The organism is Bradyrhizobium sp. Leo78, from assembly GCF_059512425.1.
Genome location: NZ_JCAMOT010000011.1, coordinates 112,024 through 136,649 on the forward strand (window position 1 = coordinate 112,024; position 24,626 = coordinate 136,649).

Consider the following 24,626-nt stretch of genomic DNA (forward strand, 5'->3'; position numbering starts at 1 on the left):
CCGCGAAGACGGAGACAGACGGATTCGCAGAAGCTCGCCCTCACCCGAAATTCAAGCTGCGCTAGAATTTCGACCTCTCCCCGCAAGCGGGGTGAGGTGAAGAAAAGGCGAGGGAGCCAAAACAGGCCCGATCCTTCGCTCGATATGGGCCACGGAGAGGAGGATCATTATGTCGAAAGCGTTCAAGGCATTGGGCCTTGCGGTGGGTGCGCTGGCGCTGACCCACCTGCCGGCGTCAGCGCAAACCAAGGTCACCAATGAAGGCATCTCGGCGAACGAGATCGTCATCGGCACCCATCAGGACCTGTCCGGTCCGATTAAGGTCTGGGGCGTTCCGGTCTCCAACGGCATGAAGATGGCGGTAGAGGAGATCAACGCGAGCGGCGGCATCAATGGCCGCAAGATCAAGATGATCCTTGAGGACAATGGCTACGATCCGAAGAAGGCGGTGCTGGCCTCGCAGAAGATGGTCGAACGCGACAAGATCTTCGCGATGATCGGCCCGATGGGCTCACCGACCGTCTTGGCCGCGCAGGACGTGCTGTTCGACGCCGGGGTGCTCCAGCTCTTCCCGCTGACGGCGGCCGAATTCACCTTCAAGTTCGATCCGAGCAAGCCACAGGAGCGGCTGAAGTTCAACAACCTGCTGCCCTATGTGGAGAGCACGCGCGCCGCGCTCAAATATATGGTGGAGCAGAAGGACCCGAAGAAGCCCTGCATCATGCATCAGGATGACGAGTACGGCAAAAACGTGCTCGACGGCTTCACCCAGCAACTCGCGGCAATGAAGCTGCAGCCGGCCTCGATCACAAGCTACAAGCGCGGCGCCTCCGACTTCAGCGCCCAGGTCGCCAAGATGAAGGCTGATGGCTGCGACCTTGTCGTGCTCGGCACCGTAATCCGCGAGACTATCGGCGCGATGAACGAAGCCAGGAAGCTCGGCTGGGAAGTGACCTTCCTCGGGGCGACGCCGACCAACGTGCTCGAAGTGCCGGCGCTTGGCAAGGAAGCGGTGGAGGGCCTCTATGCGGCGTCCGGGTTCGAGATTCCCTATGAGGACACCGCCAAGGGCAAGGTGAAGGACTGGCTCGTCAACTACAAGAAGATGTTCGGCACCGACGCCAACACGCAGGCGATCATCGGCTACAACGCGGTGATGACGTTCGCCTTCTATGCGCAAAAGGCGGGCAAGGATCTGACCGGCCAGAAGATGCTGGATTCGCTTGAATCGGGCGAAAAATTTCTCGACATCTTCAATTCGCCGCCGACCAAATTCTCCAGGAACGACCACCTCGCCAACACCATCACGCAGGTGCAGCAGATCAAGAACGGCCGCTGGGTGCTGACGAAGGACAGCCTGTCGTTCTGAGTATCGCTGTCATTGCGAGCGGAGCGAAGCAATCCATGCTGCCACGAGCGGAGAGATGGATTGCTTCGTCGCTCCGCTCCTCGCAATGACGGTTGGTTAGTCCGCGGGATAACGCAACGCAGCCTCGGCCACCAGCGGCATGTCTGCATATCGCCGGGCACCGACCTCATCGACCACGAAAGTCGGCCGGTAGTTCCTGACGTCGGTATCGGCCACCATCATCATGCGGCGGTTGTCCAGCGTCAGCCACTGGCCATCGAGCCGGGCTGCGGCCACGGCATGATCCTCGCCGCTGAGCGTGTCATGCATGATGACGATTCGCAGGTCCTCCGGCGCCATGCCGGCCAGACGCAGCGCGACGAATTTGGCGATGGCGTAATCCTCGCAATCGCCGGCGCCGTTCGCAAAGGTCATCAGCGGCGAAGCCCAGACGTCGATCGCGCCATATTGCACGAGATCGTCCGCGGGCCTGATCGCGAGATTGACGGCGCGGTTGACTTCACCGAGCCGGGCGCGGCCCTCTGTGGCCTTCGCGCCGTCGATGACGGCCAGGAATTTCAGCGCGGCCGGCGAGACGCAGCTCTCGCGGTCGCCCTCGCACAGCGCAAGCTGCACCAGATCATCGGCGAGCCGGCGCTGCAGGCTGAGCCATTTGTCGCGCAATACGCCTTCCGAGAGGATGGCTGTCGCGCGCCCGAACGGCTCGATCGATTTCTTGATCAGGACCGCGCCCCCCGGCGACAGCAGCGTCCCCGCGCTGACCTCTGCCACCGGTGCAAGCCAAAGCAGAGCAAAGGCGAACATGAGCGCGCGCAGCGCACCCGCGTAACCGAACATTCCCATCTGACACCCCTGTCCGGGCCCGGCGGCGTTTCGCCAGCGCGTGACCAGATCGTTTCGTGGGAAGAGGATCGTGCGAGAGCGCTTGCGATCTGTTTAAGGAGATGCGGACGAGCGGGAGAAATGCGGAAGACGCTGAAGCCGGTCTCGCCAAAGCGTCGAAAATTTTATCGATCTTGCCAACCTCCGCGGTCGAACCTTTTCGGGGGTAACGATGTCTTATCCTTGATGTTGGCTTAATAAGCGCGCGTCCGCAGGCGGGGCTGGCGCAACAGCATCTAAAGTCGTCGGACGCATCAGGCGGCCGGTCTTTCTGAACATATGACTAACGGGGCAGCTTTTCCCTTGATCCGTAATCTACATCACATTGGGCGCCCGAACGTCGGTGTACGTTGCTCAGGTTGGGCGGATGGCCAGCAGTCGGAAATATCCTTCCTTCGAAATAAGTAATTGAATTCACTAAAATTTTCTGCAGATTGAAATGGGGCTCCATGCGTTCTTCTTGCACCAGCACGCGCCGGATCAAATCCGCTTCGCGCCAGGCTGGACGAAGGCTTCCCGACGACGCTGCCGATGGGTCTCGCACTCGGTGTGCGTGCTTTCACGTGGTTTCTCCTAATGATATGTGTAGGTTTGGCTAAGGAAATTTACATTTTTATTAACTATTTCTGGTGGGGGCATTGAAGTACGACGACACAGTTGCGTCGAGTGGGCTGGGGTCTCTTTCCAACGCGCATATCGATCTTGATACATTTTCGTTCCGCGCTGGCCACGCGGACAGCTTTACTGTTCCTGACGCGCATCTTCTGTTCTCCGGCAACTTCCACAAATCCGGCAGCGATCTCGTCATCACCGACGAGCTGCATCGCGTCGTGGTGCCGAACTACTTCCACGGCGACAAGCACCCGATGCTGGTTTCCCCCGAGGGCGCGTCGCTGGATCCGAAGGTCGTAGACGCGCTGACCGGGCACACGGTTTACGCGCAGGCGGGAGCGCCGCCCGCGGCAGAGCTGGTCGGCCATATCGCCAAGATGACCGGCAGTGCCAGCGTGGTGCGCAGCGGCGTCACCGTCGAACTGCATAATGGCGAAGCGGTCTATCAAAGCGACGTGGTGCAGACCGGCAGCGACTCTACGCTCGGCCTCGTCCTGAAGGACGGCACCACGTTCAACCTCAACGCCAATGCGCGGTTGATGCTGAACGAGCTCACCTATGACGCCAGCAGCAATTCGAACTCGTCGCTGATCACGCTGGTGCAGGGCGCCGCCAGCTTCGTCGCCGGCCAGGTCGCCAGGAGCGGCGACATGAAAGTCGCGACCCCGATCGCGACCATGGGGATCCGCGGCACCGCTGTCATCCTCGACATCTCCTCGGTCGACGGCACGGTGAAGATCTCCGTCGTCGATCAGCAGGACAACCAGGTCCATGCTGTCCAGGTCTTCAACACGCGCGGCGTTCTGATCGGCACGGTGACCAGCAATGGCAGCATCCTGACGCTGACGCCGACTGCGGCTTTCGAGCTGATCGCGCGGGAAAGCGCCAAGACGCTGGCGGAGGTCGCGCAGGAATTCGCGACCTTCCAGGCGGTGCTCAATACCTACGAGATCCAGAAGGCGATCGACCCGAACCTGCCGCAGCACACCGAGAATAACGCCAATCCGCAGACGAAATTTGCGCACCTTGGCAGCTCGACCTCGCCCAATTCGCCGGCAACCGAATTCCGCTCGGCGCTCAACACTCACGTCACCAGCACCGGTAACACTGGCAACAGCCAGACCTTTTCCGTCCTGATGGGTACGGACAACGGAACCGGCGTCGGCGGTACGTCAAATCAGGGGTTGTTCGATCAGGGCTTCCCGGGGCATCAGAATAATCAGCCCACCGGTCCGCAGCCGTCGATCCCGTTCGTCGTCAATCCGCCAACGGTCACCAGGATCTCCACTACCAGCACTGGCGATCATTTCGGGCCGGTGATGAGCGCCGACGGGCAATTCGTCACTTATGATCCTGACGGCGTCATCTATCTGTTCGACCGCGCGACCGGCGTCACCATCGTGATCTCGCCCCCCGGGGGCATCTATGGTTCGCCGACCATCAGCTCGGATGGCCACTCCGTCGTCTATCAAAGCTCCAGCGGCGTCATCTTCCTCTACAACAACGATCCGTCTTCGGCGCAGTACCACACGACGATACAGATCGGCGTGGGCACCTCGCCTGCGGTCAGCGGCGACGGCAGCAGGATCGCGGTCGAGAACGGCGGCAATATCATCGTCTACGATCGGCAGGGACACGTCCTCACCACGATCACGCCCGCCGATGCCGGCGCCGGCGGATCATTGCTGAAGCCGGCGATCAGCGCCGACGGCCATGTGGTTGCGTTCTGGGGTGCCGATCCCGAAGGCAGCTCGGGCCATCTCTACGTCTATGATAGGTCGATCGGGGTCATCAGCACGATCGCGGACACCGCGCAGGGGGTCGGCGCGAGCGCAGCCTCGCTCAGCGCCGACGGCCGCTATGTCGTCTATCAAAGCGCCGATGCGAACGGGCACTCGGAAATCTACCTCTACGACCTGCAGACCCACCAGATCGTCTTCCAGACTTCGAACCCGGGCGGCAGCAGCTACAACCCCGTCATCAGCCCCGACGGCCATTTCATCATCTTCGCGAGCGATGCCGCGCTGACGTCGAACGACCACAATTCGGTTGCCGATACCTATGTGGTCAATCTCACCGATCCCGCCCATCCGAAGATCATGCTGGTGTCGACCGCGGCCGATGGGGCGTCGGGTAACGCTGCCTCCAACCTCGGCGCAACCATCAGCGCCGGCGGCCTGTTCATCGCCTTCGGCAGTAACGCGTCGAATCTTTCCACCGCGGACGGGCCTGGCGGCGATATTTTCGTGGTCGATCCGAGCTCGGGCCGCAACGCGATCGTCGAGCAGACCGCCAACTCGGGGTCGGTCCTGACGACCAACGGCAAAGTCGGCATCGCCGGGGGAATCAACGACGTCTCGATCTCCGTCACCGACGCGGCGGGCAATCCGACCGGTCTGCTCCACGCGAGCTTCAGCGCCGACGGCAACTTCGTGAACTGGACGTTCGCCGAGAACAAATCGGATTTTGGCTCGCTGGTCTATGGCGACACGGCGACCCAGCAATTCCTGATCAAGCTTACCTATAATGGCGGCACGACGACCATCCCGATCACGATCGGCGTCCACAATGCCGTTCCGCCGACCATCCCGGTGGCGGACACCCCTCCGGTCGTTCACGACGCCACGCTCGCGGTGTCCGAGGGCGGCGTCGTGGTGCTGACGCCGGCGAACATCAACGTCACCGACCTCGACGATTCCAGCTTCACCTTTGCGGTCACCAATGTCACGCATGGCAAATTCCAGGTATGGGGTGGCGAAGGCTGGATCGATACCGCCAGCTTCACATCGGCCGATCTCGCCGCAGGCCACGTCCGCTTCGTTCACGACGGCTGCGAGGCCGCGCCGACCTTCTCGATCCAGGCCAGCGACGGAGAACTGCTCTCCAATGTGAAGGCGGGCAGCGTTGCCTTCACCAATGTCAACGATGCGCCGACGTTGGCGGCCGGAACGGTGACGAGCGGCGTGATCAACGTGGCCGTCTCAAACGGCGGGTATGACCATGTCAGCCCGGAAGTTGCCGCGAAACTTCTGGGGTCGGGCCTGATCAAGGACCTTCCGGGAGCGCAGGGTGGAGCGCATGGTTATGGCGAGCTCGCGCTCGATCCCGGCGATGACAATTCGTCCGGCGAGATCGACATCATCCCGGTGTTCGGCGCGCAAGGCATCAATTTCTTCGGCCATCACTACACCTCGCTCTACATCAACAATAACGGCAACATCACCTTCGGCTCGCCGACCGACGCCTATACGCCCAGCGTGATCGACGCGGGCCTGAACAATCCGATCATTGCGGTGTTCTGGGCCGACGTCGATACCCGCGGCCATGGCAGCGTCTATTACGATCTCGACGCGGCTGACGGCGTCATGACCATCACCTGGGATGATGTCGGCTATTTCGATCAGAGAACGAACAAGCTGAATTCGTTCCAGCTCGTTCTGATCAGCCAAGGCAACGGCAATTTCGATATCCAGTATCGCTACGGCGATATCGATTGGACCACGGGTGACGCCAGCGGCGGTTCCGACGGCCTTGGCGGCACCCCGGCGCGCGCCGGTTATTCGGCCGGCGACGGCAAGCATTATTACGAGCTGCCGCAATCCGGAAACCAGGACGCGCTGCTCACCCTTCCGACTACCGACGGCAATACCGGCATCGACGGCGTCGATCAGTTCGAGGTGCACAACGGCGAGGTGGGTCTCACCGCGACCGGCACGATCAATTTCGCCGATCCTGACCTCAACGACGTCCATACCGCCACCAGCAGCTATACCGGCAGCGGCACTGCGCTGGGAACGCTGACGCTGGTCAAGCTATCCGATATCGGCGGTGTCGGCGGGCAATTCGTCTGGACCTACACCGCCGATCCCGCCGCCGTGCGGCAGGCGATCGACGGCTTGCCGGGTCATAGCAAGGTCGAGACCTTCAACGTCGTGATCAGTGACGGTCACGGCGGCACGCTCACCCAAGCCGTATCCGTCACGCTGAACGAGATCGGCAACCACGCGCCGGTGGTCTCGGGCGCTGTCACGGGATCAGTGACGGAAGATGGCAGCCAAAGCACGCTCAACGCGCTCGCCAACGCGTCCGATTCCGACCAAGATACGCTCACGGTTGTGAACGTTCCGACGCAGTTGCCGGCGGGCGTGTGCTACAATGCGGCCACGCATTCCTTCACGCTCGATCCGAGCGTTGCCGCCTACCAGCATCTGGCTCAAGGTGAGCACGCAACGGTGACGGCCAACTATGGCGTGTCCGACGGCCACGCCACCACGCCGGCCTCGGTGTCGTGGACGATCACCGGCACCGACGATGCGCCGGTCGCAACGCCGGTGACATTGGCGAACGGCACCGAAGACGCATCCTACGTGATCCATGCCTCCGATCTTCTGGCCGGCGTCAGCGATGTCGACAGCCAGTCGCTGTCAATCACCGGCCTCAGTATTGCGAGCGGCGGCGGCAGTCTCGTCGACAATCACAACGGCACGTGGACCTACACGCCGGCGGCGGGCTATGCCGGCCCGGTCAGCTTTACCTACACCGCTTCCGATGGCTCTCTGAGCGCGAGCTCGACGGCAAACTTGACGCTGGACTACGAGACGGCGGTCGCCCCGATACTGACGGTCGGCGCGAACGGCACGTTCGAACAGGTCGAGGGACCGGAGCACACGCCGATCATTGTCCCGATCGCCGTTTCCATTGCCGGCGACACCCATCCCGACGAGACCTATGTCACGATATCGGGCGTGCCGGTCGGATCGATCTTCAATCACGGCGTCTACAACGCCGTCGACGATACGTGGCGGATCGACGCCGCCGACCTCGGCGGCAACCTGACCCTCACCACGCCGCTGGACTATTGCGGAAGATTCTCGCTGACCGTGACGGCCACCAGCGTCGTTCATGGCAGCCACACCTCCGCAACCACGCCGGCGCAGACCCAGGCCGTGGTCGTCGATCACGTCGATTCCGACCAGGTGGTGACGCCGGTTGCGGTCACCGTGCACACGCCCAGCGGTTACGACTTCAGCTCGTTCTACGACGATCTGGCGGCGAGCCAGTTCGCTAGCACTGACGGCATTCATGCCTTCGTCGTCAACTTCGACAAAGGCATCACATTCGAGATGGTCGGAAGCGGTTACAGCTACGATCCGCAGACGAACTCCTTCTCCAACATCATCAACGAAATCGATATTTTCCGCACAACAGACCCGGGCCAGGCCACGTCGGAGCACCTGTTGGTCAGCACCCATGGCTGGAACATCAACGTCCAGGCCGTCGTCAATCCCACCGGAGAAGGCGCTCCGTCCGGCGCCGGCCCGTCTGCCGGAACAGGCACGGTCGGCAACGTCTTCGACGCTGTCGCTTTCAATTATGTCGGCAGCGTCGGCGCCGATGTGTTCATGGCCAGCGATCATCCCGATGTCTTCAACGGCCTCGGCGGTCCGTCCGGCCCGAACGATCCGGGCAGCGACACTGTGGACTACTCGCACGCAAGCGGTCCCGTCAGCGTCAACCTGCTCACCGGTGCGACCTCCGGCACCGCGGCCGAAGGCGACATCTTCTCCTCGATCGAGAACCTGCGCGGCACCGCTTTCGACGACACGCTGATCGGCGACGGCCACAACAACATCCTCTCCGGTGGTGGCGGCAACGACACGCTCTTCGGTGGTGGCGGCAACGACACTTTCGTCTTCAAGCAGAATGCCACGGGGCACGCGACGATCGGCGATTTCACGCCGGGCCAGGACAAGATCGAGCTGGACTATGTCACCTTCGATCCGAACTCTCAGGAGAGCTTTAACGCCTGGTTCCAGGATCACGTCGCGGCCGCGCCGAACGGCCATGACGTGCAGATCGACCTCGACGGCAACGATCACAACACCATCCTGCTGAAGAACGTCGCGCTGGCCCAACTGCACGCCAACGACTTCATCCTTCCGCCGGGCAGTGTCTGACCGAACCGGCCCGCACGCCTGGGTGCACCGCACCCGTGCAGAACTCCCGGCGTGATCAATCGACGCGGGCGTGATATCGAGACGGTATGAGGCGGCTGAAGGCATTGCGAAGGTGGTTCAAGCGGCGCTTCGGCTACGCGCGGCTCGCCTGCGTTGCGCTGTTGATCGGCTTTGCCGCGCTCAGGGTGCTCGATCCGCCGCCGATCGAGGAACTTCGGGTCAGGACGTTTGACGGTTTCCAGGTCATCGAGCCCCGGGTCAAGACGATCAGGCCGGTCACTATCGTCGATATCGACGAACAGAGCCTGTCGGAGCTCGGCCAGTTTCCCTGGCCGCGCACGCGGATCGCCGATCTCGTCACCAACCTGACCAAGCTTGGCGCGGTCGTGATCGCCTTCGACATCGTGTTCTCCGAGCCCGATCGGCTCAATCCGGATGCCGCCGCCGATACGATCCGCAACCTCGACGAGGAGACCAGAGCGAAGCTGCGGGCGCTGCCGAGCAACGACCAGATCCTGGCGGAGGCGATGGGCAAGTCGCGCGTGGTGCTGGGCGCCTCCGGCCTGCCGTTCGTGGTCGCCGAATTTGACAAGTCGCTGCCGCTGACGCCGCTCGCGATGAAGGGCGAGGAGCCGCAGCCGTTCATGTTCGAATTCCCCGGCCTGCTGCGCAACGTCCCCGTGCTGGAAGGGGCCGCCGCTGGCCGCGGCCTGTTCACAATCAGGCCCGAGCGCGACGGCATCGTCCGTCGCGTGCCGATGATCATGCTGGCGCAAGGCGCGACCATGCCGTCACTGAGTTTCGAGGTGCTGCGGGTCGCGACCGGCTCCGGCACCGTGCTGATCGATACCGATGAGGCCGGCATCAAGAGCCTCTCGCTCCGCGGCTTGCGGATTCCGACCGACCACAACGGCCAGCTCTGGGTGCATTTCGCCCAGGCTGACCCCTCGATCTACGTCTCGGCGGTCGACGTGCTGCACGGGCGGGTGCCGGCGGAGAGAATCCAGGGCAAGCTGGTCCTGATCGGCACCTCGTCGGTCGGGCTGAACGATATCAAGACCACGCCGGTCACGCCCGCGATGCCTGGCGTCGAGATTCATGCTCAGGTGCTGGAGAGCGCGCTAAGCGGAGCCAGCGTGTCGCAGCCGAACTACGGCATCGCGTTCGAGTTCGCGACCGCGCTGGTGTTCGGCCTGCTCGTGATTGCATTCGCCCCGCTGTTCGGGCCGATCACGCTGGTCGGCTTAGGTGCGGTGTTCGCGACCGCGCTGATAGGCACCTCCTGGTATTTCTACACGCAGCACCGCCTGCTGATCGATTTCACCTATCCCTTGATGTCGACCACGGCGATCTATCTCACGCTGATCTTCTCCAGCTTCGTTCGCGAGCAGCAGCAGCGGAAGCAGATCCGCGGCGCGTTCGCCCAGTACATGTCGCCTGCGCTGGTCGAACAGCTCGCGCAATCGCCGGAGAAACTCGTGCTCGGCGGCGAGGAGCGCGAAATGACCATCATGTTCTCCGACGTCCGCGGTTTCACCACGATCTCGGAATCCTACAAGCACGATCCGCAGGGACTGACCGCCCTGATGAACCGCTTCCTGACGCCGCTCACCAATGCGATCCTCGCCCGCAAGGGAACGATCGACAAATATATGGGCGATGCGATCATGGCGTTCTGGAACGCGCCGCTTGACGACAAGGAGCACGAGATCAACGCCTGCGAGGCGGCGATCGACATGCTCGAGCGCATCGACGAGCTTAACAGACTGCGCAAGCAGGAGGCTGACGCCGGCGGCCACGTCTACATCCCGCTCAATGTCGGCATCGGCCTCAACACCGGCGTCTGCGTAGTCGGCAATATGGGCTCCGATCTGCGCTTCGACTATTCGGTGCTCGGCGACAGCGTCAATCTCGCTTCGCGCTTGGAGGGACAGTCCAAGGAATACGGTTTTCCCATCATCGTGGGGTCGCAGACTGCACTCGCCGCGAAGGAGAAGTTCGCGATCCTCGAACTCGACTTCATCATGGTCAAGGGCAAGAAGGAGCCGGAGGTGATCTATGCGATTGCCGGCCGCGATGACATAGCGCAGTCCGGACGCTTCCAGCGCCTGCGCAATCTCACGATCGAGATGCTGGCCTGCTACCGCGGCCGCGACTGGCAAGGCGCGCTCGCCGCGATCGAGCGCGGCCGCAAGACCGACGAGGGCCATGCGCTGGAGCGTCTGTACAATCTCTACGAAGCCCGCATCCGCCATTTTCTCGAGAACCCGCCCCCGGAAGATTGGAACGGCGCGTTTGCGCTGCTGACGAAGTGACGCGGTGATTTGTAGGGTGGGGCAAAGCGAAGCGTGCCCACCATCCGCACTCCGCAAGAAATGGTGGGCACGCTGCGCTTTGCCCACCCTACGACTCCGCGTCGTCATTCCGGGGCGATGCGAAGCATCGAACCCGGAATCCATTTTTCCGCCATCGCCTGCGGTCCGATGGATTCCGGGTTCGCGCCGAGAGGCGCGCCCCGGAATGACAACGCTATCTACGGCAGACTCACTCCAGCCCGATCTGTGTCAGGTCCTGAAACCAGTGCTGCGCCTGCACGAAGGTCTTCACCTTGGGCGACAGCGCATGCGGGTTGGTGTCGTGCACCACCCACACCAGCACGGCATCGTCGACGATCAGCGCATGCGCCTGCGCCAATAGCTCGTCCTGCTTGGTGGTGTCGAAGGTCTGCTTGGCCTCGTCGATCAGCGCATCGACCTTCGGGTTCTTGTAGCCGCCCCAGTTGACGCCGACGGGCGCGATCTGGCCGGAATGGAAGAAGCGGACGATCGCGTAGAGCGGGTCCGAGGTCACATAGGCGATGTTGTTGGCGGTGATGCCGGCGTTCATCTCGTCGGCCGCGCCCTTGCGCCAATGTGTATAGAGAGTCTCGAGCTCGACCACCTTGAAGTCGACGTCGATGCCGATCTCCCTGAAGCTCTGCTGCAGGAATTCGTTCATCGGCAGCGACAGCATCTGTCCGGTGCCGCCCTGGGCGATGATGAAGGTCGTCTTCAGCGGCTTCTCCTTGGAGTAGCCGGCTTCCTGCACCAGCTTCTTGGCCGCAGCGAGATCATATTTGATGTCGAAGCTCGGCTTGCCGAACCATGGGCTCGACGGGTCCACCTGGCCCTTGGCAGGCTTTGCCAGTCCGTTCATCAGCCCGACGACCGCGTCGCGATCGATCGCGAGGTTGAGTGCCTTGCGCAGGCGGATGTCGGTCCAGGGCGAGCCGGGCAGCACGCTCAGATGATAGTTCCAGACATGCGGCGTAACGTTGTCGACGATCTTCATGCCGGCAGCCTTGAGCTGCGGCACGGCGTCCGGTGCCGGCGTCTCGATCAGGTCGACCTGCCCTGCGAGCAGCGCGTTGGTGCGCGTCAATGCCTCCGGCATCGGGATCAGCACCATCTTGTCGACCTTCGGAATGCGCTTCTTGTTCCAGTAGTCGTCGTTCTTGGTGAGCTCGGCGAGTTCACGCGGCACAAGCTTGGTCAATTTGAACGGGCCGGTGCCGGAGGGCTGGCTGGCGAACTTGTCCCAGTCCTTGCCGAGCTTTTCATATTGCGCGGGGCTCGAGACCAGGAACCAGAGCATCTGGTAGGGGAAGAAGGAGTCGACCGTCTTGGTCGTGATCTCCACGGTGAAATCGTCGATCTTGGCATAGCTCGCAACCGAGGGCAGGCGGGTCTTGACCTGCGCGCTCTGCCGCTTGTCGAATTGCGGTGCCTTGTCGTTCAGCACCTTGTCGAGATTCCAGATTACGGCGTCGGCGTTGAACTCGCTGCCGTCATGGAACTTGACGCCCTTGCGCAGCGTGAAGCGCCACTTGGTCTTGTCTTTGTCGTCGACTTTCCATTCCGTGGCGAGGCCCGGCACCAGCTTTCCCGGCCGGTCGGCGACGTCCATCTCCCAGGCGACGAGTGGATCGTAGATCGTATAGGCGGTGAATTGATAGGCACCGGCGCCGCGATCGGGCTGGCCGGTCGTGAGCGGGATATCCGCCATCGAGATTCCGTAGCGCACCACGGATTCGGCTTGCGCCGGCTTGGCGCTCCAGCCTGCGCCGATGGCAAGCGCCAAAGCGGCTACGAGAATCGAATATCGGGTGCGCATGTTACTGAAGCTCCGTTGACGTATTCCGAATACCGGATGCCAACCAAGCAAGCTTGATGCCAGATTAGGCACATCTTTCCGTCCCGCAGCATGGACTGAGAAGAATCGACGCATCCAGGGGCGATTTCCCGCAGAACTATTCCCCTTGGCACAGGCATTGCATACGATTGCCCAACAATTAATCACCCGAAGTTGAAGAAGGGACCTTGCGATGCGTAATGAGAATACCAGGACGATGATGCTGGCGACGGCGCTGGCAATTGCGCTGGCGGGCCTGCCGCGCGCAGCTAGCGCCGAAACGGTGCTGCGCATCGGCATGACCGCTGCCGATATTCCGCGCACGCTCGGGCAGCCCGACCAGGGCTTCGAAGGCAACCGCTTCACCGGGCTCACGATGTACGACGCGCTGACGATGTGGGACTTGTCGTCATCAGACAAGGCGAGCGTCGTCATCCCCGGCCTTGCGACCGAGTGGAAGGTCGACGATGCCGACAAGAAGAAGTGGATCTTCAAGCTGCGCCCCGGCGTCACCTTCCATGACGGCTCGCCGTTCAATGCCGATGCCGTTGTCTGGAATGTCGACAAGGTGCTCAGGCAGGATGCACCGCAGTTCGATCCGAGCCAGGTCGGCGTCACCGCCTCGCGCATGCCGACGCTGGCTTCGGCCCGCAAGATCGACGACATGACGGTCGAACTCACCACCAAGGAGCCGGACAGTTTTCTGCCGATCAACCTGACCAACCTGTTCATGGCGAGCCCGGCAAAGTGGCAGAAGTTCTATGACACTTCCGAAGGCGCCGATGCCAAGGCGAAATCGCAGGCCGCCTGGGCCGCGTTCGCCAAGGACGCCTCCGGCACCGGTCCGTGGAAGATGACGAAATTCACGCCGCGCGAGCGGCTCGAACTCGCCAAGAACGCTGCCTATTGGGATAAGGCGCGCGTTCCGAAGGTCGACAAGATGGTGCTGCTGCCGATGCCGGAAGCCAATGCGCGCACTGCGGCGCTGCTCTCCGGCCAGGTCGACTGGGTCGAGGCGCCGGCGCCGGATGCGTTGCCCGAGATCAAGCAGCGCGGCTTCGTGCTCTACAGCAATGAAGAGCCGCATGTCTGGCCCTGGCAGTTCTCCCGCATCGAGGGCTCGCCGTGGAACGACATTCGCGTCCGCAAGGCCGCCAATCTCTGTGTCGATCGTGAAGGTCTGCGCGACGGCCTGCTCGCCGGGTTGATGGTGCCTGCGACCGGCACCTTCGAGCCGGGCCATCCCTGGCGCGGCAATCCGACCTTCCAGATCAAGTATGACAAGCCTGCCGCGCAGAAGCTGATGCAGGAAGCAGGCTACGGTCCGAACAAGAAGCTGACGGTGAAGATCCAGACCTCTGCTTCAGGTTCTGGCCAGATGCTGCCATTGCCGATGAACGAATATCTGCAGCAGGCGCTCGCCGAATGCTATTTCGACGTGCAGCTCGACGTGATCGAATGGAACACGCTGTTCACCAATTGGCGACGCGGTGCCAAGGACCCGACCGCCAATGGCTCCAACGCCACCAACGTCACCTATGCGGCGATGGACCCGTTCTTCGCGCTGGTGCGCTTCCTGCAATCGTCGATGGCGCCGCCGGTGTCGAACAATTGGGGCTATATCAATAACCCCAAGTTCGATGAACTCGTGACCAAGGCCCGCCAGAGCTTCGATCCCGCCGCGCGCGATGCGGCGCTCGCCGAGCTGCATGCGGCCTCCGTCGATGATGCGGCGTTCCTTTACGTTGCCCACGACGTCGCGCCGCGCGCGATGAGCCCGAAGGTCAAGGGTTTCGTGCAGCCGAAGAGCTGGTTCGTCGATTTCTCGCCGGTCTCGATGACGCAGTAAGGCCTGCACTGCTCTATCCTTCGTCATGCCCGGGCTTGACCCGGGCATCCACGCCCTTCTTGCTTTGTCATTCCGGGTTCGCCCTGCGGGCGCCCCGGAGTGACTGGGGCAAGTGGATAGGCGTGGATGGCCGGGACAAGCCCGGCCATGACGGATGAGAGACGCATGCACAAATCAGAGTAACGCTCGTGTTTACCTATATCGCCAGACGCATCGTCTATGTGATCCCGATCGTCATCAGCGTCGCGCTGGTGTGTTTCCTGCTCGTGCACATCACGCCCGGCGATCCCCTGGTCGCGGTGCTGCCGGCCGACGCCTCGCAGGAGCTGGCGCAGCAATTGCGCACCGCCTATGGCTTCGACCGTCCGCTGCCGGTGCAGTTCGGGCTATGGCTGTGGCGCGCTGTGCACGGTGATCTCGGCAGTTCCATCGCGACCGGCCGGCCCGTGCTGTCGGAAGTGATGCGCGCCGTCGGCAATACCGTGACGCTCGCGATTTTTGCGGCGATGATCGGCTTCACGCTCGGGCTGCTGTTCGGGCTGATCGCCGGCTATTTCCGCGATAGCTGGATCGACAAGCTCGCGACTTCGTTTGCGATCGCCGGCGTCTCGGTGCCGCATTACTGGCTCGGCATGGTGCTGGTGATCATCTTCTCGGTGCAGCTCAACTGGCTGCCCGCGGTCGGCGCTGGTCCTGGCGGCTCCGGTGCGTGGGCGTGGGACTGGGATCATTTGCGCTACCTGATCCTGCCTGCGGTCACGAGCTCGGTGATCCCGATGGGCATCGTCACCCGCACGGTGCGCGCGCTGACCGGTGATATCCTGTCGCAGGATTTCGTCGAGGCCTTGCGCGCCAAGGGCCTGCGCGAGACCAACGTGTTCCGCCACGTCATCAAGAACGCGGCCCCCACCGCGCTCGCGGTGATGGGATTGCAACTCGGCTACATGCTCGGGGGCTCGATCCTGATCGAGACCGTGTTCTCCTGGCCGGGCTCGGGACTGCTGCTCAACTCCGCGATCTTCCAGCGCGATCTGCCGCTGCTGCAGGGCACGATCCTGGTGCTGGCGCTGTTCTTCGTGCTGCTCAACCTCCTGGTCGACATCGCGCAGGCCGCGATCGACCCGCGGATCAAGCGAGGCTAGCGCGATGAGCACGATCACCGATCTTGCACTGCAAGCTGCGCCCGTAACCAAGGCACGCGGCTATTGGGCGACCGTCGGCCGCCGCATCATGCGCGACAAGGTCAGCATGGCCTGCGCGCTCATCCTGATCCTGATCTTTGCAGCGGCACTGTTGGCGCCATGGCTCGGGCTCGCCGATCCCTACCAGGGCTCGATGATCCGCCGCCTGCGCCACATCGGTACGCCAGGTTATCTGCTCGGCACCGATGAGCTCGGCCGCGATATGCTGTCACGCCTCGTCTATGGCGGGCGGTTGTCGCTGATCATCGGCATCCTGCCGGTGATCTTGGCTTTCGTGATCGGCACCGGCCTCGGGCTGGTCGCCGGCTATGTCGGTGGCAAGCTCAATACCGCGATCATGCGCACCATCGACGTGTTCTACGCCTTCCCCTCGGTGCTGCTGGCGATCGCGATCTCCGGCGCGCTCGGCGCCGGCATCGTCAACTCCATCGTGTCGCTCACCGTCGTGTTCGTGCCGCAGATCACGCGCGTTGCCGAAAGCGTCACCACCGGCGTACGCAACATGGATTTCGTCGAGGCCGCGCGCGCCTCCGGTGCCGGTCCGCTCACCATCATGCGCGTGCACATGCTCGGCAACGTGCTGGGTCCGATCTTCGTCTACGCCACCGGCCTGATCTCGGTGTCGATGATCCTCGCCGCGGGCCTGTCGTTCCTTGGCCTCGGCACCAAGCCGCCGGAGCCGGAATGGGGCCTGATGCTGAACACGCTGCGCACCGCGATCTACGTCAATCCGTGGGTCGCGGCGCTGCCGGGCGTGATGATCTTCGCCGTCTCGATCTGCTTCAACCTGCTGAGCGACGGCATGCGCAGCGCCATGGACATCAGGAACTAAAGCGATGAGATCGACTACAGCTATCTCCGCAGCGATCCCCACCTCTCCCAAAGGGAGAGGTCGGATCGCATCGCGAGATGCGATCCGGGTGAGGGGTTACGCTCCATCGAGGGACCGGCACCCCCTCACCCGGCGCTGCGCGCCGACCTCTCCCCAGTGGGGAGAGGTGAACCTGGAGGCCCCGCATGAGTAACCCAATCGACATGCTCACCCCGATCGAGGACGTCGGTGGCGCCGCGCAGCCATTGCTTCAGGTGAAAGGCCTGACCAAGCACTTCCCTGTGCGCGGCGAATTGTTCAGCGCGCGCAAGACCGTGAGGGCCGTCGATAACGTTTCCTTCGCAATCGCCAAGGGCGAGACCGTCGGCATCGTCGGCGAGTCCGGTTGCGGCAAGTCGACCACCGCGCGGCTCCTGATGCACCTGATGAAGCGCGATTCCGGCGAGATCATCTATGACGGCATGCAGGTCGGCCGCGCGCTGTCGCTGCGCGAATTGCGCCGGGGCATGCAGATGGTGTTCCAGGACAGCTACGCCTCGCTCAATCCGCGTCTCACCATCGAGGAATCCATCGCCTTCGGTCCGAAGGTGCACGGCATGGCAGATAGCGCCGCACGTGCGCTGGCGCGCGAGCTGCTTGGTAAGGTGGGCTTGCGGCCCGAAAACTTCGCCAACCGCTATCCGCACGAAATCTCCGGCGGCCAACGCCAGCGCGTCAACATCGCGCGTGCATTGGCGCTGTCGCCGCGGCTCGTGATTCTGGATGAAGCCGTTTCCGCACTCGACAAATCGGTTGAGGCGCAGGTGCTCAACCTGCTCGCGGATTTGAAGCGCGAGTTCGGCCTGACCTATCTCTTCATCAGCCACGACCTCAATGTCGTCCGCTACATCTCCGATCGTGTGCTGGTGATGTATCTCGGCGAAGTCGTCGAGCTCGGCCCGGTCGACAAGGTCTGGGACCAGCCCGCGCATCCTTATACGCGCGCACTGCTGGCTGCGATGCCATCCTCCGATCCGGACAAGCGGACCGAGGTGCCGCCGATCTCGGGCGATCCGCCGAACCCGATCGATCCGCCGCCGGGCTGCCGGTTTCACACCCGCTGCCCGTTTGCGGAGCCGCTCTGCGCAAAAGCCACTCCACAATTGACCACGCTCGATAGTACGGGTCATCAGGCGGCGTGCTACATGGCTATTCCGGGCTCGGGGCACAGCCGCGCACCGGCAAGGGAGGAAGAGGCGGCATGACGAAACCCAGTCCGAAGGAAGCTACGGCGATGGCCGACGTCGCGGGCGTGCCCATCGACGGCGAAGCTGCCGCGCGCATTTCCAATTCGATCAGCCCGGCCTTCGCCGGCTTCGCGCCGGTCGCCGGCACGCTGCCGTTCGATCTCGAGCCCGCGAGCTTCCTGCTCGCGCAAACCGCGAAGGTGTCGAAATGAGCAGCGAACTCGCCGTGATGTCGCTGACCGCGGTCGCGAAAGCGATCGCCGAGAAGAAAGTCTCCTCGCGCGAGGTGACGCGAGCCTTGCTGCACCGCATCGCGGAATGGCAGCCCAAGCTCAATGCCTTCCTGGCGATCGAATCCGAACAGGCGCTCGCCGCCGCCGACCAAGCGGATGCGGAACTCGCGAAGGGCAAGAGCCGCGGTGTGCTGCACGGCGTGCCGCTCGCTCACAAGGACATGTATTACGAGGCCGGCAAGGTCGTGACCTGCGGTTCGCTGATCCGCCGTGACTTTGTCGCGAAGACCACGGCGACCGCGCTGCAGCGATTGAAGGATGCCGGCAGCATCCGGCTCGGCTCGCTGCAGATGGTCGAGTTCGCCTACGGCCCGACCGGCCACAATGTGCATTACGGCCCCGTCCGTAATCCCTGGAACGTAGCTCATATCACCGGCGGCTCCTCCTCCGGCTCCGGCTCGGCGGTCGCAGCAAGGTTGACCTCCGCGGCGCTGGGATCGGACACCGGCGGCTCGGTCCGGATGCCCGCGCATTTCTGCGGCGTCACCGGACTGAAGACGACCGTCGGGCGCGTCAGCCGCGCCGGCGCAATGCCGCTGTCGCAATCGCTCGACACCGTCGGCCCCTTGGCGCAAACGGCTGAGGATTGCGCGCTGCTGCTCGGCCTGATAGCGGGTAGCGACCCCGAGGATCCGACCGCCTCGACGCTGCCGGTGCCGGACTATCTGGAAGCGACCAAGGGCTCGCTGAAAGGCCTCAAGATCGGCCTGCCCACCGCATTCTACGTCGACGATCTCGATTCCGAGGTGGCGCGCATCCTCGACGAGACCGTCGCGGTCCTCAGGCGGGAGGGTGCCGAGATCGTCAAGGTCGAGTTGCCCGACCAGCGCCAGCTCAGTTCGGCATCCCAGCTCGTGCTTGCCGCCGAGGCGGCCGCCTTCCACAAGCGCTGGATGATCGAGCGTCCCCAGGATTACGGCGCGCAGGTGTTGATGCGGCTGCAGAACGGGCTCGCCGTTCCCGCCGTCAGCTATCTCGAGGCGATGCGCTGGCGCGGTCCGGCGCTCGCCGCGTATAATGCCGCGGTCGCCGGCGTAGATGCGGTGATCGCGCCGGCAGCGCCGGTGCCTGCGCCCACCATCGCCGAGAGCGATGTCGGCAACGGCCCTGGCGCCGAAGCGGTGATCCAGCGGCTGACGCGCTTCACCCGCCCGGTCAACTATCTCGGCCTGCCGTCGCTGGCGATCCCCTCGGGCTTCACCCGCACGGGGCTCCCGGTCGGCATGCAACTGATCGGCCGCTCCTTCGAGGAAGCCACGCTGCTTCGCATCGGCGCGGCGTTCCAGCGGGCCACCGATTTCCACGCCAAGGTGCCGAAGCTCGCATGACCAATCTTGTCGAAGTCCGGAATCTCAACATCCGCTTCACCGGCGAACGCACGGTGCACGCCGTCAATGACCTCAGCCTGTCGCTTCGTGAGGGCGAGGTGCTCGGCCTGCTCGGCGAGTCCGGCTCCGGCAAGAGCGTCACGCTGCGCGCGCTGATGCGGCTGTTGCCGAAGAAGCGGACGCAGATTTCGGGCAGCGTCAAGGTGCTGGGACAGGACGTGCTCGGGATGGACGACGAGGCGCTGTCGAATTTTCGCGGCCAGACCGTCTCGATGATCTTCCAGGAGCCGGCGCTTGCGCTTGATCCGGTCTACACCATCGGCCGCCAGATCGCGGAAACCGTGATGCGGCACGAGGGCAAGAGCGAGCGCGAGGCGACGGCGCGTGCGCTCGAGATGCTGGAGGTGGTGCGCATTCCCTCCGCCAAGCGCCGGCTCGACTCCTATCCGCACGAGATGTCGGGCGGCATGCGCCAGCGCGCGATGATCGCGCTCGCGCTCGCCTGCAAGCCGAAGATCCTGCTCGCGGACGAGCCGACCACCGCGCTCGATGCCACCGTGCAGATCCAGATCCTGCTGCTGCTGCGCGAATTGCAGCGCGAGTTCGGCATGTCCGTGATCTTCGTGACCCACGACATCGGGGTCGCGATCGAGATCTGCGACCGCGTCGCGGTCATGTATGCCGGGCAGATCGTCGAGCAGGGCAGTCTCCGCGGCATCGTGCGTTCCCCGGTCCACCCCTATGCCAAGGGCCTGCTCGCCTCGACCATCCATGGCGCCAAGCGCGGGGAGCGGCTGGAGACGATCCCGGGCACGCCGCCCTCGCTCGACCGCGCGCCGACCAGTTGCTCCTTCGCGCCGCGCTGCAGCCTGGCCCAGCCGCGCTGCTCCGAGCAGTTGCCGGCCGCCGTTCAGGTGGCGCCGGACCGTATCGCGCGCTGCGTGCTCGCCGAAGTCTCTCTCCGTAGCCCGGGTGAAGCGCTAGCGTAACCCCGGGGACCACTCGCCAACGCCGACGCAGTTGTCCCGGGTTGCGCGTTCCGCTCCACCCGGGCTACGAAGCCGGGCCGTCATTAACCTTCCTGGACGGTTGCGCGGTGCGGAACTGTGTCGAAATTAAACGCAACCAGAATGCGCCTGCCGCGACATAAATAGACGCTGGCCACAAACATCGGTAAAACGTGGTCAATACTTGACCCTTTTTGCAGAGATAAGCATTCATGGCAGCCGCTCCCGGCGTCCGGCGTTCCGAACTCGGCGATGCGTTGCGCGCGTGCCGCGCCGCCTTCATCGGCGTCGGCCTGATGAGCTGCGTGATCAACGTCCTCTATCTGACCGGCTCGATCTTCATGCTGGAGGTCTACGACCGCGTGCTGCCGAGCCGGAGCGTGCCGACCCTGGTCGGCCTGGTCGTGCTCGCTGCCGGGCTTTACATCGCGCAAGGAATGCTTGATCTGCTGCGCGGTCGGATCCTGGGGCGGATCGGCACCTCGCTGGACGAGGCGATCAACGCGCGTGTGTTCGACACCATCGTGCGCCTGCCGCTCGTCATGGGCAATCGCACCGAAGGCCTGCAGCCATTGCGCGATCTCGACAATGTCAGGTCGTTTCTCGGCAGCCAGGGGCCGGGCGCGTTCTTCGACCTGCCGTGGCTGCCGCTCTATATGGCGATCTGCTTCGCCTTTCACTGGCTGCTCGGCGTCACCGCGCTGATCGGCGCGATCATCCTGATCACGTTGACGCTGGTCACCGAATTCATGTCGCGCCGCCCGGCCAAGGAGGCGATGACGCTTGCCGCCCGCCGCAATGATCTCGCCGCGGCGAGCCGCCGCAATGCCGAAGTGCTGGTTGCGATGGGCATGTCCGGCCGGCTGCAGCGGCGCTGGAGCGAGGCCAATGAGAATTATCTCGCGGGCAACCAGCGCGCGAGCGACGTCGCCGGCGGCCTCGGCGCGGTCGCCAAGGTGTTGCGGATGATGCTGCAGTCCGCGGTGCTTGCGGTCGGCGCTTATCTCGTCATCTTCCAGGAGGCGACTGGCGGCATCATCATCGCGGGTTCCATCCTCAGCGCCCGCGCGCTGGCGCCGATCGATCTCGCGATCGCGCATTGGAAGGCGTTTGTCGCCGCGCGGCAGAGCTGGCAGCGTCTCAGCCGCCTGCTGCAGCAGATGCCGCCGGCCGGCACTCAGACCTTGCTGCAGGCGCCGACCAAACGGCTGTCGGTCGAGGCCGTCTCGCTTGCGGCACCGGGCGACCAGCGGGTGATCGTGGCCGAAGTGGCGTTCGCGCTCGAAGCCGGCAGCGGCGTCGGCATCATCGGTCCCAGCGGCTCAGGCAAGTCATCGCTGGTGCGCGCGCTGGTCGGCGTCTGGATGCCGTTTCGCGGCAAGGTGCGGCTCGATGGCGCCGCGCTCGACCAATGGTCGCCGGACGTGCTGGGCCGCTACATCGGCTATCTGCCGCAGGACGTCGAACTGTTCGCGGGCACGGTGGCGCAGAACATCTGTCGCTTCGATTCCGAGGCGAAGTCGGACGACATCATCGCCGCCGCCAAGGAGGCCGGCGTGCACGACATGATCATCAAGATGCGCGAGGGCTACGACACGCAGGTCGGCGAGCACGGCACGGCGCTGTCGGCCGGCCAGGCGCAGCGGATCGCGCTGGCGCGCGCGCTCTATGGCGATCCGTTCCTGATCGTGCTGGACGAGCCGAACTCCAATCTCGATAGCGAAGGCGACGAGGCGCTGACGCGGGCGGTGCGCTCGGCGCGTGAGCGCGGCGCCATTGTGGTGGTGGTGGCGCACCGGCCGATCGGGATCGAGGGTGTCGACCAGATCCTGGTGCTGAAGGAAGGCCGCATGCAGGCCTTTGGCCCGAAGGAAACCGTGCTGGCGCAGGTGCTGCAGCCGCGCGTCGCGCCGGCGCCGCCGATCAAGATCGTCTCCGACGCGGGAGCCAAATCATGAGCGAAGAATTGCGCGGGGCGCGACGCTCGATCCGGCTGCATCTGATCGTGGGCCTCGTCGTCGTGCTGGTGGTGGCGGGCGGCTTCGGCGGCTGGGCCTCTACTGTGCCGATCTCGGGTGCCTTGATTGCGCCGGGTTCGGTGGTGGTCGATTCCAACGTCAAGAAGGTGCAGCACCCGACCGGTGGCGTGGTCGGCGAAGTCCGTGTGCGCGACGGCGATCTCGTCAAGACCGGCGATATCGTGGTGCGGCTGGACGAGACGGTGGTGAAAGCGAGCCTTGCGATCGTGGTCAAGACGCTCAACGGGCTCTATGCGCGCGCGGCGCGTCTGGAGGCCGAGCAACAGGGCCGCGACAAGATCGCCTTTCCGAAAGCCCTGGCCGACCGCGCCGAGGATCCCGACGTCCGCGACGTCCTGGCGAGCGAAACCAAGCTGTTCGAGGTCCGCGTCAACGGCCGCATCGGCCAGAAGGCGCAACTGCGCGAGCGCGTCACCCAGCTCAACGAGGAGATCGAGGGTCTGAAGGCGCAGGAGGCTGCCAAGGACAAGGAGATCGAGCTGGTGCAGAAGGAGCTGGTCGGCGTCCGGCAGCTGTTTGACCAGCATCTCGTGCAGCTCACGCGGCTGACCATGCTCGAGCGCGACGCCGCGCGGCTCGCCGGCGAGCGCGCACAATACATCGCCGCCCGTGCGCAGGCCAAAGGCAAGATCACCGAGACCGAGCTGCAGATCATCCAGGTCGACAAGGACATGCTGGCCGAGGTCTCCAAGGATCTGCGCGAGACCAACGACAAGATCGGCGAATTCGTGGAGCGCAAGGTGACCGCCGAAGACCAGCTCCGCCGCATCGATATCCGCGCACCGCAGGACGGGATGGTGCTGCAGTCGACGGTGCACACCGTCGGCGGCGTGATCACCGCGGGCGATGCCATCATGATGATCGTGCCGCAGGCTGATGCTCTCTCGGTGGAGGCCAAGGTCAATCCACAGGATATCGACAAGCTGCAGATCGGCCAGAAGACGCTCTTGCGACTGTCGGCCTTCAATCAGCGCACTACGCCGGAGATCAGCGGCGTCGTCACCCGCGTCTCGGCCGACGTCACCACCGACCAGCGCACGGGGCAGAGCTTCTACACCATCCGCGTCTCGATGCCGTCGGACGAGATCAAGCGCCTCGGCGACGTCAAGATCATCCCGGGCATGCCCGTCGAAGCTTTTGTTCAGACCGGAGACCGCACCATGCTGTCCTATTTGATGAAGCCCCTGAGCGACCAGTTCATGCGCTCGTTCCGGGAGAAGTGACTCCCGTAGCCCTCCGTCATTGCGAGCGGAGCGAAGCAATCCATGCCTCCGCAAGCGGTGACATGGATTGCTTCGTCGCTATCGCTCCTCGCAATGACGGGAACACTTCACGTCGTCGCGCCCGCGTTCGGGCGACAGCTAGTGTAAATTCTCCAACAGCAAACTCAGCGCCGCCTTCGCAAACGCCTGCATGTTGGCTTGCCGGTCGCCGCTCGCGGTCTCGATCGTGATCACCGTCTCCACAGGTCCCGCCACCGCCATGCAGCTATGGCCTGCCGCGTCGCCATAGCGGTTGCCGGCTGGTCCCGCTGCGCCGGTCTCAGACAGGCCCCAGTCGGTCGCAAGGCGCGTGCGGATCTGGCTCGCGAGCAGCTTTGCGTAAGGTTCCGATGCCGAGCGGATGCCCTTCATCGTCTCGTTGGGAATGTCCATCAGCGCGCGCCGCGCATCGCGGGTGTAGATCACGCCGCCGCCGATGAAATAGGCGGAGGCGCCGGGCACGGCGAGCAGCGCGGCGGAGATCAAGCCGCCGGTCGAAGATTCCGCCACTGCAATCGTCTGCTTCCGCTCGATCAGTTTCGCGGCGATCTTTTCCGCAATGGACACCAGTTCGTTCATCGGCCGCCTCTCTTGTTGT

15 protein-coding genes are annotated in these 24,626 nt (G+C 63.7%); 12 read left to right on the forward strand and 3 right to left on the reverse strand.

Annotated elements, in window-relative coordinates; all coding sequences use genetic code 11:
• Positions 1–169: 169 nt before the first annotated feature.
• Entirely contained in the window at positions 170–1,369 is a 1,200-nt protein-coding gene (locus AC5ZG1_RS16825) for an ABC transporter substrate-binding protein (RefSeq protein WP_456642866.1), read from the forward strand.
• Between the two features lie 96 nt (positions 1,370–1,465).
• Here AC5ZG1_RS16825 and AC5ZG1_RS16830 read toward each other — a convergent pair whose 3' ends face one another.
• On the reverse strand, positions 1,466–2,212 hold the full coding sequence (locus tag AC5ZG1_RS16830; protein WP_496133528.1) for a transglutaminase-like cysteine peptidase: 747 nt from the start codon (positions 2,210–2,212) through the stop codon (positions 1,466–1,468).
• Positions 2,213–2,889: 677 nt separating this feature from the next.
• Between AC5ZG1_RS16830 and AC5ZG1_RS16835 the strand changes: the two genes are divergently transcribed.
• Positions 2,890–8,820 carry a cadherin-like domain-containing protein gene (locus AC5ZG1_RS16835; protein ID WP_496133529.1) on the forward strand — a complete coding sequence of 1,977 codons (5,931 nt, stop codon included), beginning with the start codon at positions 2,890–2,892 and terminating at the stop codon, positions 8,818–8,820.
• Between the two features lie 86 nt (positions 8,821–8,906).
• Positions 8,907–11,135: a CHASE2 domain-containing protein gene (locus tag AC5ZG1_RS16840; protein ID WP_496133530.1), complete on the forward strand. Its 2,229-nt coding sequence runs from the start codon at positions 8,907–8,909 to the stop codon at positions 11,133–11,135.
• A gap of 229 nt (positions 11,136–11,364) precedes the next feature.
• On the opposite strand, the gene AC5ZG1_RS16845 is transcribed toward AC5ZG1_RS16840, so the two are convergent.
• The gene (locus AC5ZG1_RS16845) at positions 11,365–12,972 is read right to left on the reverse strand and encodes an ABC transporter substrate-binding protein (RefSeq protein ID WP_496133531.1); all 1,608 of its coding nucleotides are present in this window, start codon (positions 12,970–12,972) and stop codon (positions 11,365–11,367) included.
• 235 nt (positions 12,973–13,207) lie between these two features.
• On the opposite strand from AC5ZG1_RS16845, the gene AC5ZG1_RS16850 reads away from it, so the two are divergent.
• The 9 genes from AC5ZG1_RS16850 to AC5ZG1_RS16890 all read left to right on the forward strand — a co-directional run bounded on the left by AC5ZG1_RS16850 (position 13,208) and on the right by AC5ZG1_RS16890 (position 23,989).
• Entirely contained in the window at positions 13,208–14,839 is a 1,632-nt protein-coding gene (locus AC5ZG1_RS16850) for an ABC transporter substrate-binding protein (RefSeq protein ID WP_496133577.1), read from the forward strand.
• 188 nt (positions 14,840–15,027) lie between these two features.
• A complete protein-coding gene (locus AC5ZG1_RS16855; protein ID WP_028167796.1) occupies positions 15,028–15,981 on the forward strand; it encodes an ABC transporter permease in 954 nt (317 codons plus the stop codon).
• 4 nt (positions 15,982–15,985) lie between these two features.
• Complete coding sequence (locus AC5ZG1_RS16860; protein ID WP_496133532.1) at positions 15,986–16,873, forward strand: ABC transporter permease; 888 nt, start codon at positions 15,986–15,988, stop codon at positions 16,871–16,873.
• Between the two features lie 185 nt (positions 16,874–17,058).
• Positions 17,059–18,117 (forward strand): ABC transporter ATP-binding protein, encoded by a 1,059-nt coding sequence (locus AC5ZG1_RS16865; RefSeq protein ID WP_496133533.1) that lies wholly within the window; start codon positions 17,059–17,061, stop codon positions 18,115–18,117.
• Positions 18,114–18,311, forward strand: a complete 198-nt coding sequence (locus tag AC5ZG1_RS16870; RefSeq protein WP_130225846.1) for a hypothetical protein — start codon at positions 18,114–18,116, stop codon at positions 18,309–18,311. The genes AC5ZG1_RS16865 and AC5ZG1_RS16870 overlap by 4 nt, the downstream gene beginning before the upstream one ends.
• Positions 18,308–19,720: an amidase gene (locus AC5ZG1_RS16875; RefSeq protein ID WP_496133534.1), complete on the forward strand. Its 1,413-nt coding sequence runs from the start codon at positions 18,308–18,310 to the stop codon at positions 19,718–19,720. The genes AC5ZG1_RS16870 and AC5ZG1_RS16875 overlap by 4 nt, the downstream gene beginning before the upstream one ends.
• Positions 19,717–20,709: an ABC transporter ATP-binding protein gene (locus tag AC5ZG1_RS16880; protein WP_463327344.1), complete on the forward strand. Its 993-nt coding sequence runs from the start codon at positions 19,717–19,719 to the stop codon at positions 20,707–20,709. The genes AC5ZG1_RS16875 and AC5ZG1_RS16880 overlap by 4 nt, the downstream gene beginning before the upstream one ends.
• A 230-nt stretch (positions 20,710–20,939) precedes the next feature.
• Entirely contained in the window at positions 20,940–22,685 is a 1,746-nt protein-coding gene (locus AC5ZG1_RS16885; RefSeq protein WP_496133535.1) for a type I secretion system permease/ATPase, read from the forward strand.
• The gene (locus AC5ZG1_RS16890; protein WP_496133536.1) at positions 22,682–23,989 is read left to right on the forward strand and encodes an HlyD family type I secretion periplasmic adaptor subunit; all 1,308 of its coding nucleotides are present in this window, start codon (positions 22,682–22,684) and stop codon (positions 23,987–23,989) included. The genes AC5ZG1_RS16885 and AC5ZG1_RS16890 overlap by 4 nt, the downstream gene beginning before the upstream one ends.
• A gap of 138 nt (positions 23,990–24,127) precedes the next feature.
• Here the strand turns inward: AC5ZG1_RS16890 and AC5ZG1_RS16895 are convergent, their stop codons facing one another.
• Complete coding sequence (locus AC5ZG1_RS16895; protein WP_456642876.1) at positions 24,128–24,607, reverse strand: CinA family protein; 480 nt, start codon at positions 24,605–24,607, stop codon at positions 24,128–24,130.
• Positions 24,608–24,626: the final 19 nt, after the last annotated feature.

Excerpts from the sequence above, each read along its gene's own strand:
- AC5ZG1_RS16825 (WP_456642866.1), top strand. The coding sequence starts at position 170 with ATGTCGAAAGCGTTCAAGGCATTGGGCCTTGCGGTGGGTGCGCTGGCG.
- AC5ZG1_RS16830 (WP_496133528.1), bottom strand. The coding sequence starts at position 2,212 with ATGGGAATGTTCGGTTACGCGGGTGCGCTGCGCGCGCTCATGTTCGCC.
- AC5ZG1_RS16840 (WP_496133530.1), top strand. The coding sequence starts at position 8,907 with ATGAGGCGGCTGAAGGCATTGCGAAGGTGGTTCAAGCGGCGCTTCGGC.
- AC5ZG1_RS16845 (WP_496133531.1), bottom strand. The coding sequence starts at position 12,972 with ATGCGCACCCGATATTCGATTCTCGTAGCCGCTTTGGCGCTTGCCATC.
- AC5ZG1_RS16850 (WP_496133577.1), top strand. The coding sequence starts at position 13,208 with ATGATGCTGGCGACGGCGCTGGCAATTGCGCTGGCGGGCCTGCCGCGC.
- AC5ZG1_RS16860 (WP_496133532.1), top strand. The coding sequence starts at position 15,986 with ATGAGCACGATCACCGATCTTGCACTGCAAGCTGCGCCCGTAACCAAG.
- AC5ZG1_RS16865 (WP_496133533.1), top strand. The coding sequence starts at position 17,059 with ATGAGTAACCCAATCGACATGCTCACCCCGATCGAGGACGTCGGTGGC.
- AC5ZG1_RS16870 (WP_130225846.1), top strand. The coding sequence starts at position 18,114 with ATGACGAAACCCAGTCCGAAGGAAGCTACGGCGATGGCCGACGTCGCG.
- AC5ZG1_RS16875 (WP_496133534.1), top strand. The coding sequence starts at position 18,308 with ATGAGCAGCGAACTCGCCGTGATGTCGCTGACCGCGGTCGCGAAAGCG.
- AC5ZG1_RS16880 (WP_463327344.1), top strand. The coding sequence starts at position 19,717 with ATGACCAATCTTGTCGAAGTCCGGAATCTCAACATCCGCTTCACCGGC.
- AC5ZG1_RS16885 (WP_496133535.1), top strand. The coding sequence starts at position 20,940 with ATGGCAGCCGCTCCCGGCGTCCGGCGTTCCGAACTCGGCGATGCGTTG.
- AC5ZG1_RS16890 (WP_496133536.1), top strand. The coding sequence starts at position 22,682 with ATGAGCGAAGAATTGCGCGGGGCGCGACGCTCGATCCGGCTGCATCTG.
- AC5ZG1_RS16895 (WP_456642876.1), bottom strand. The coding sequence starts at position 24,607 with ATGAACGAACTGGTGTCCATTGCGGAAAAGATCGCCGCGAAACTGATC.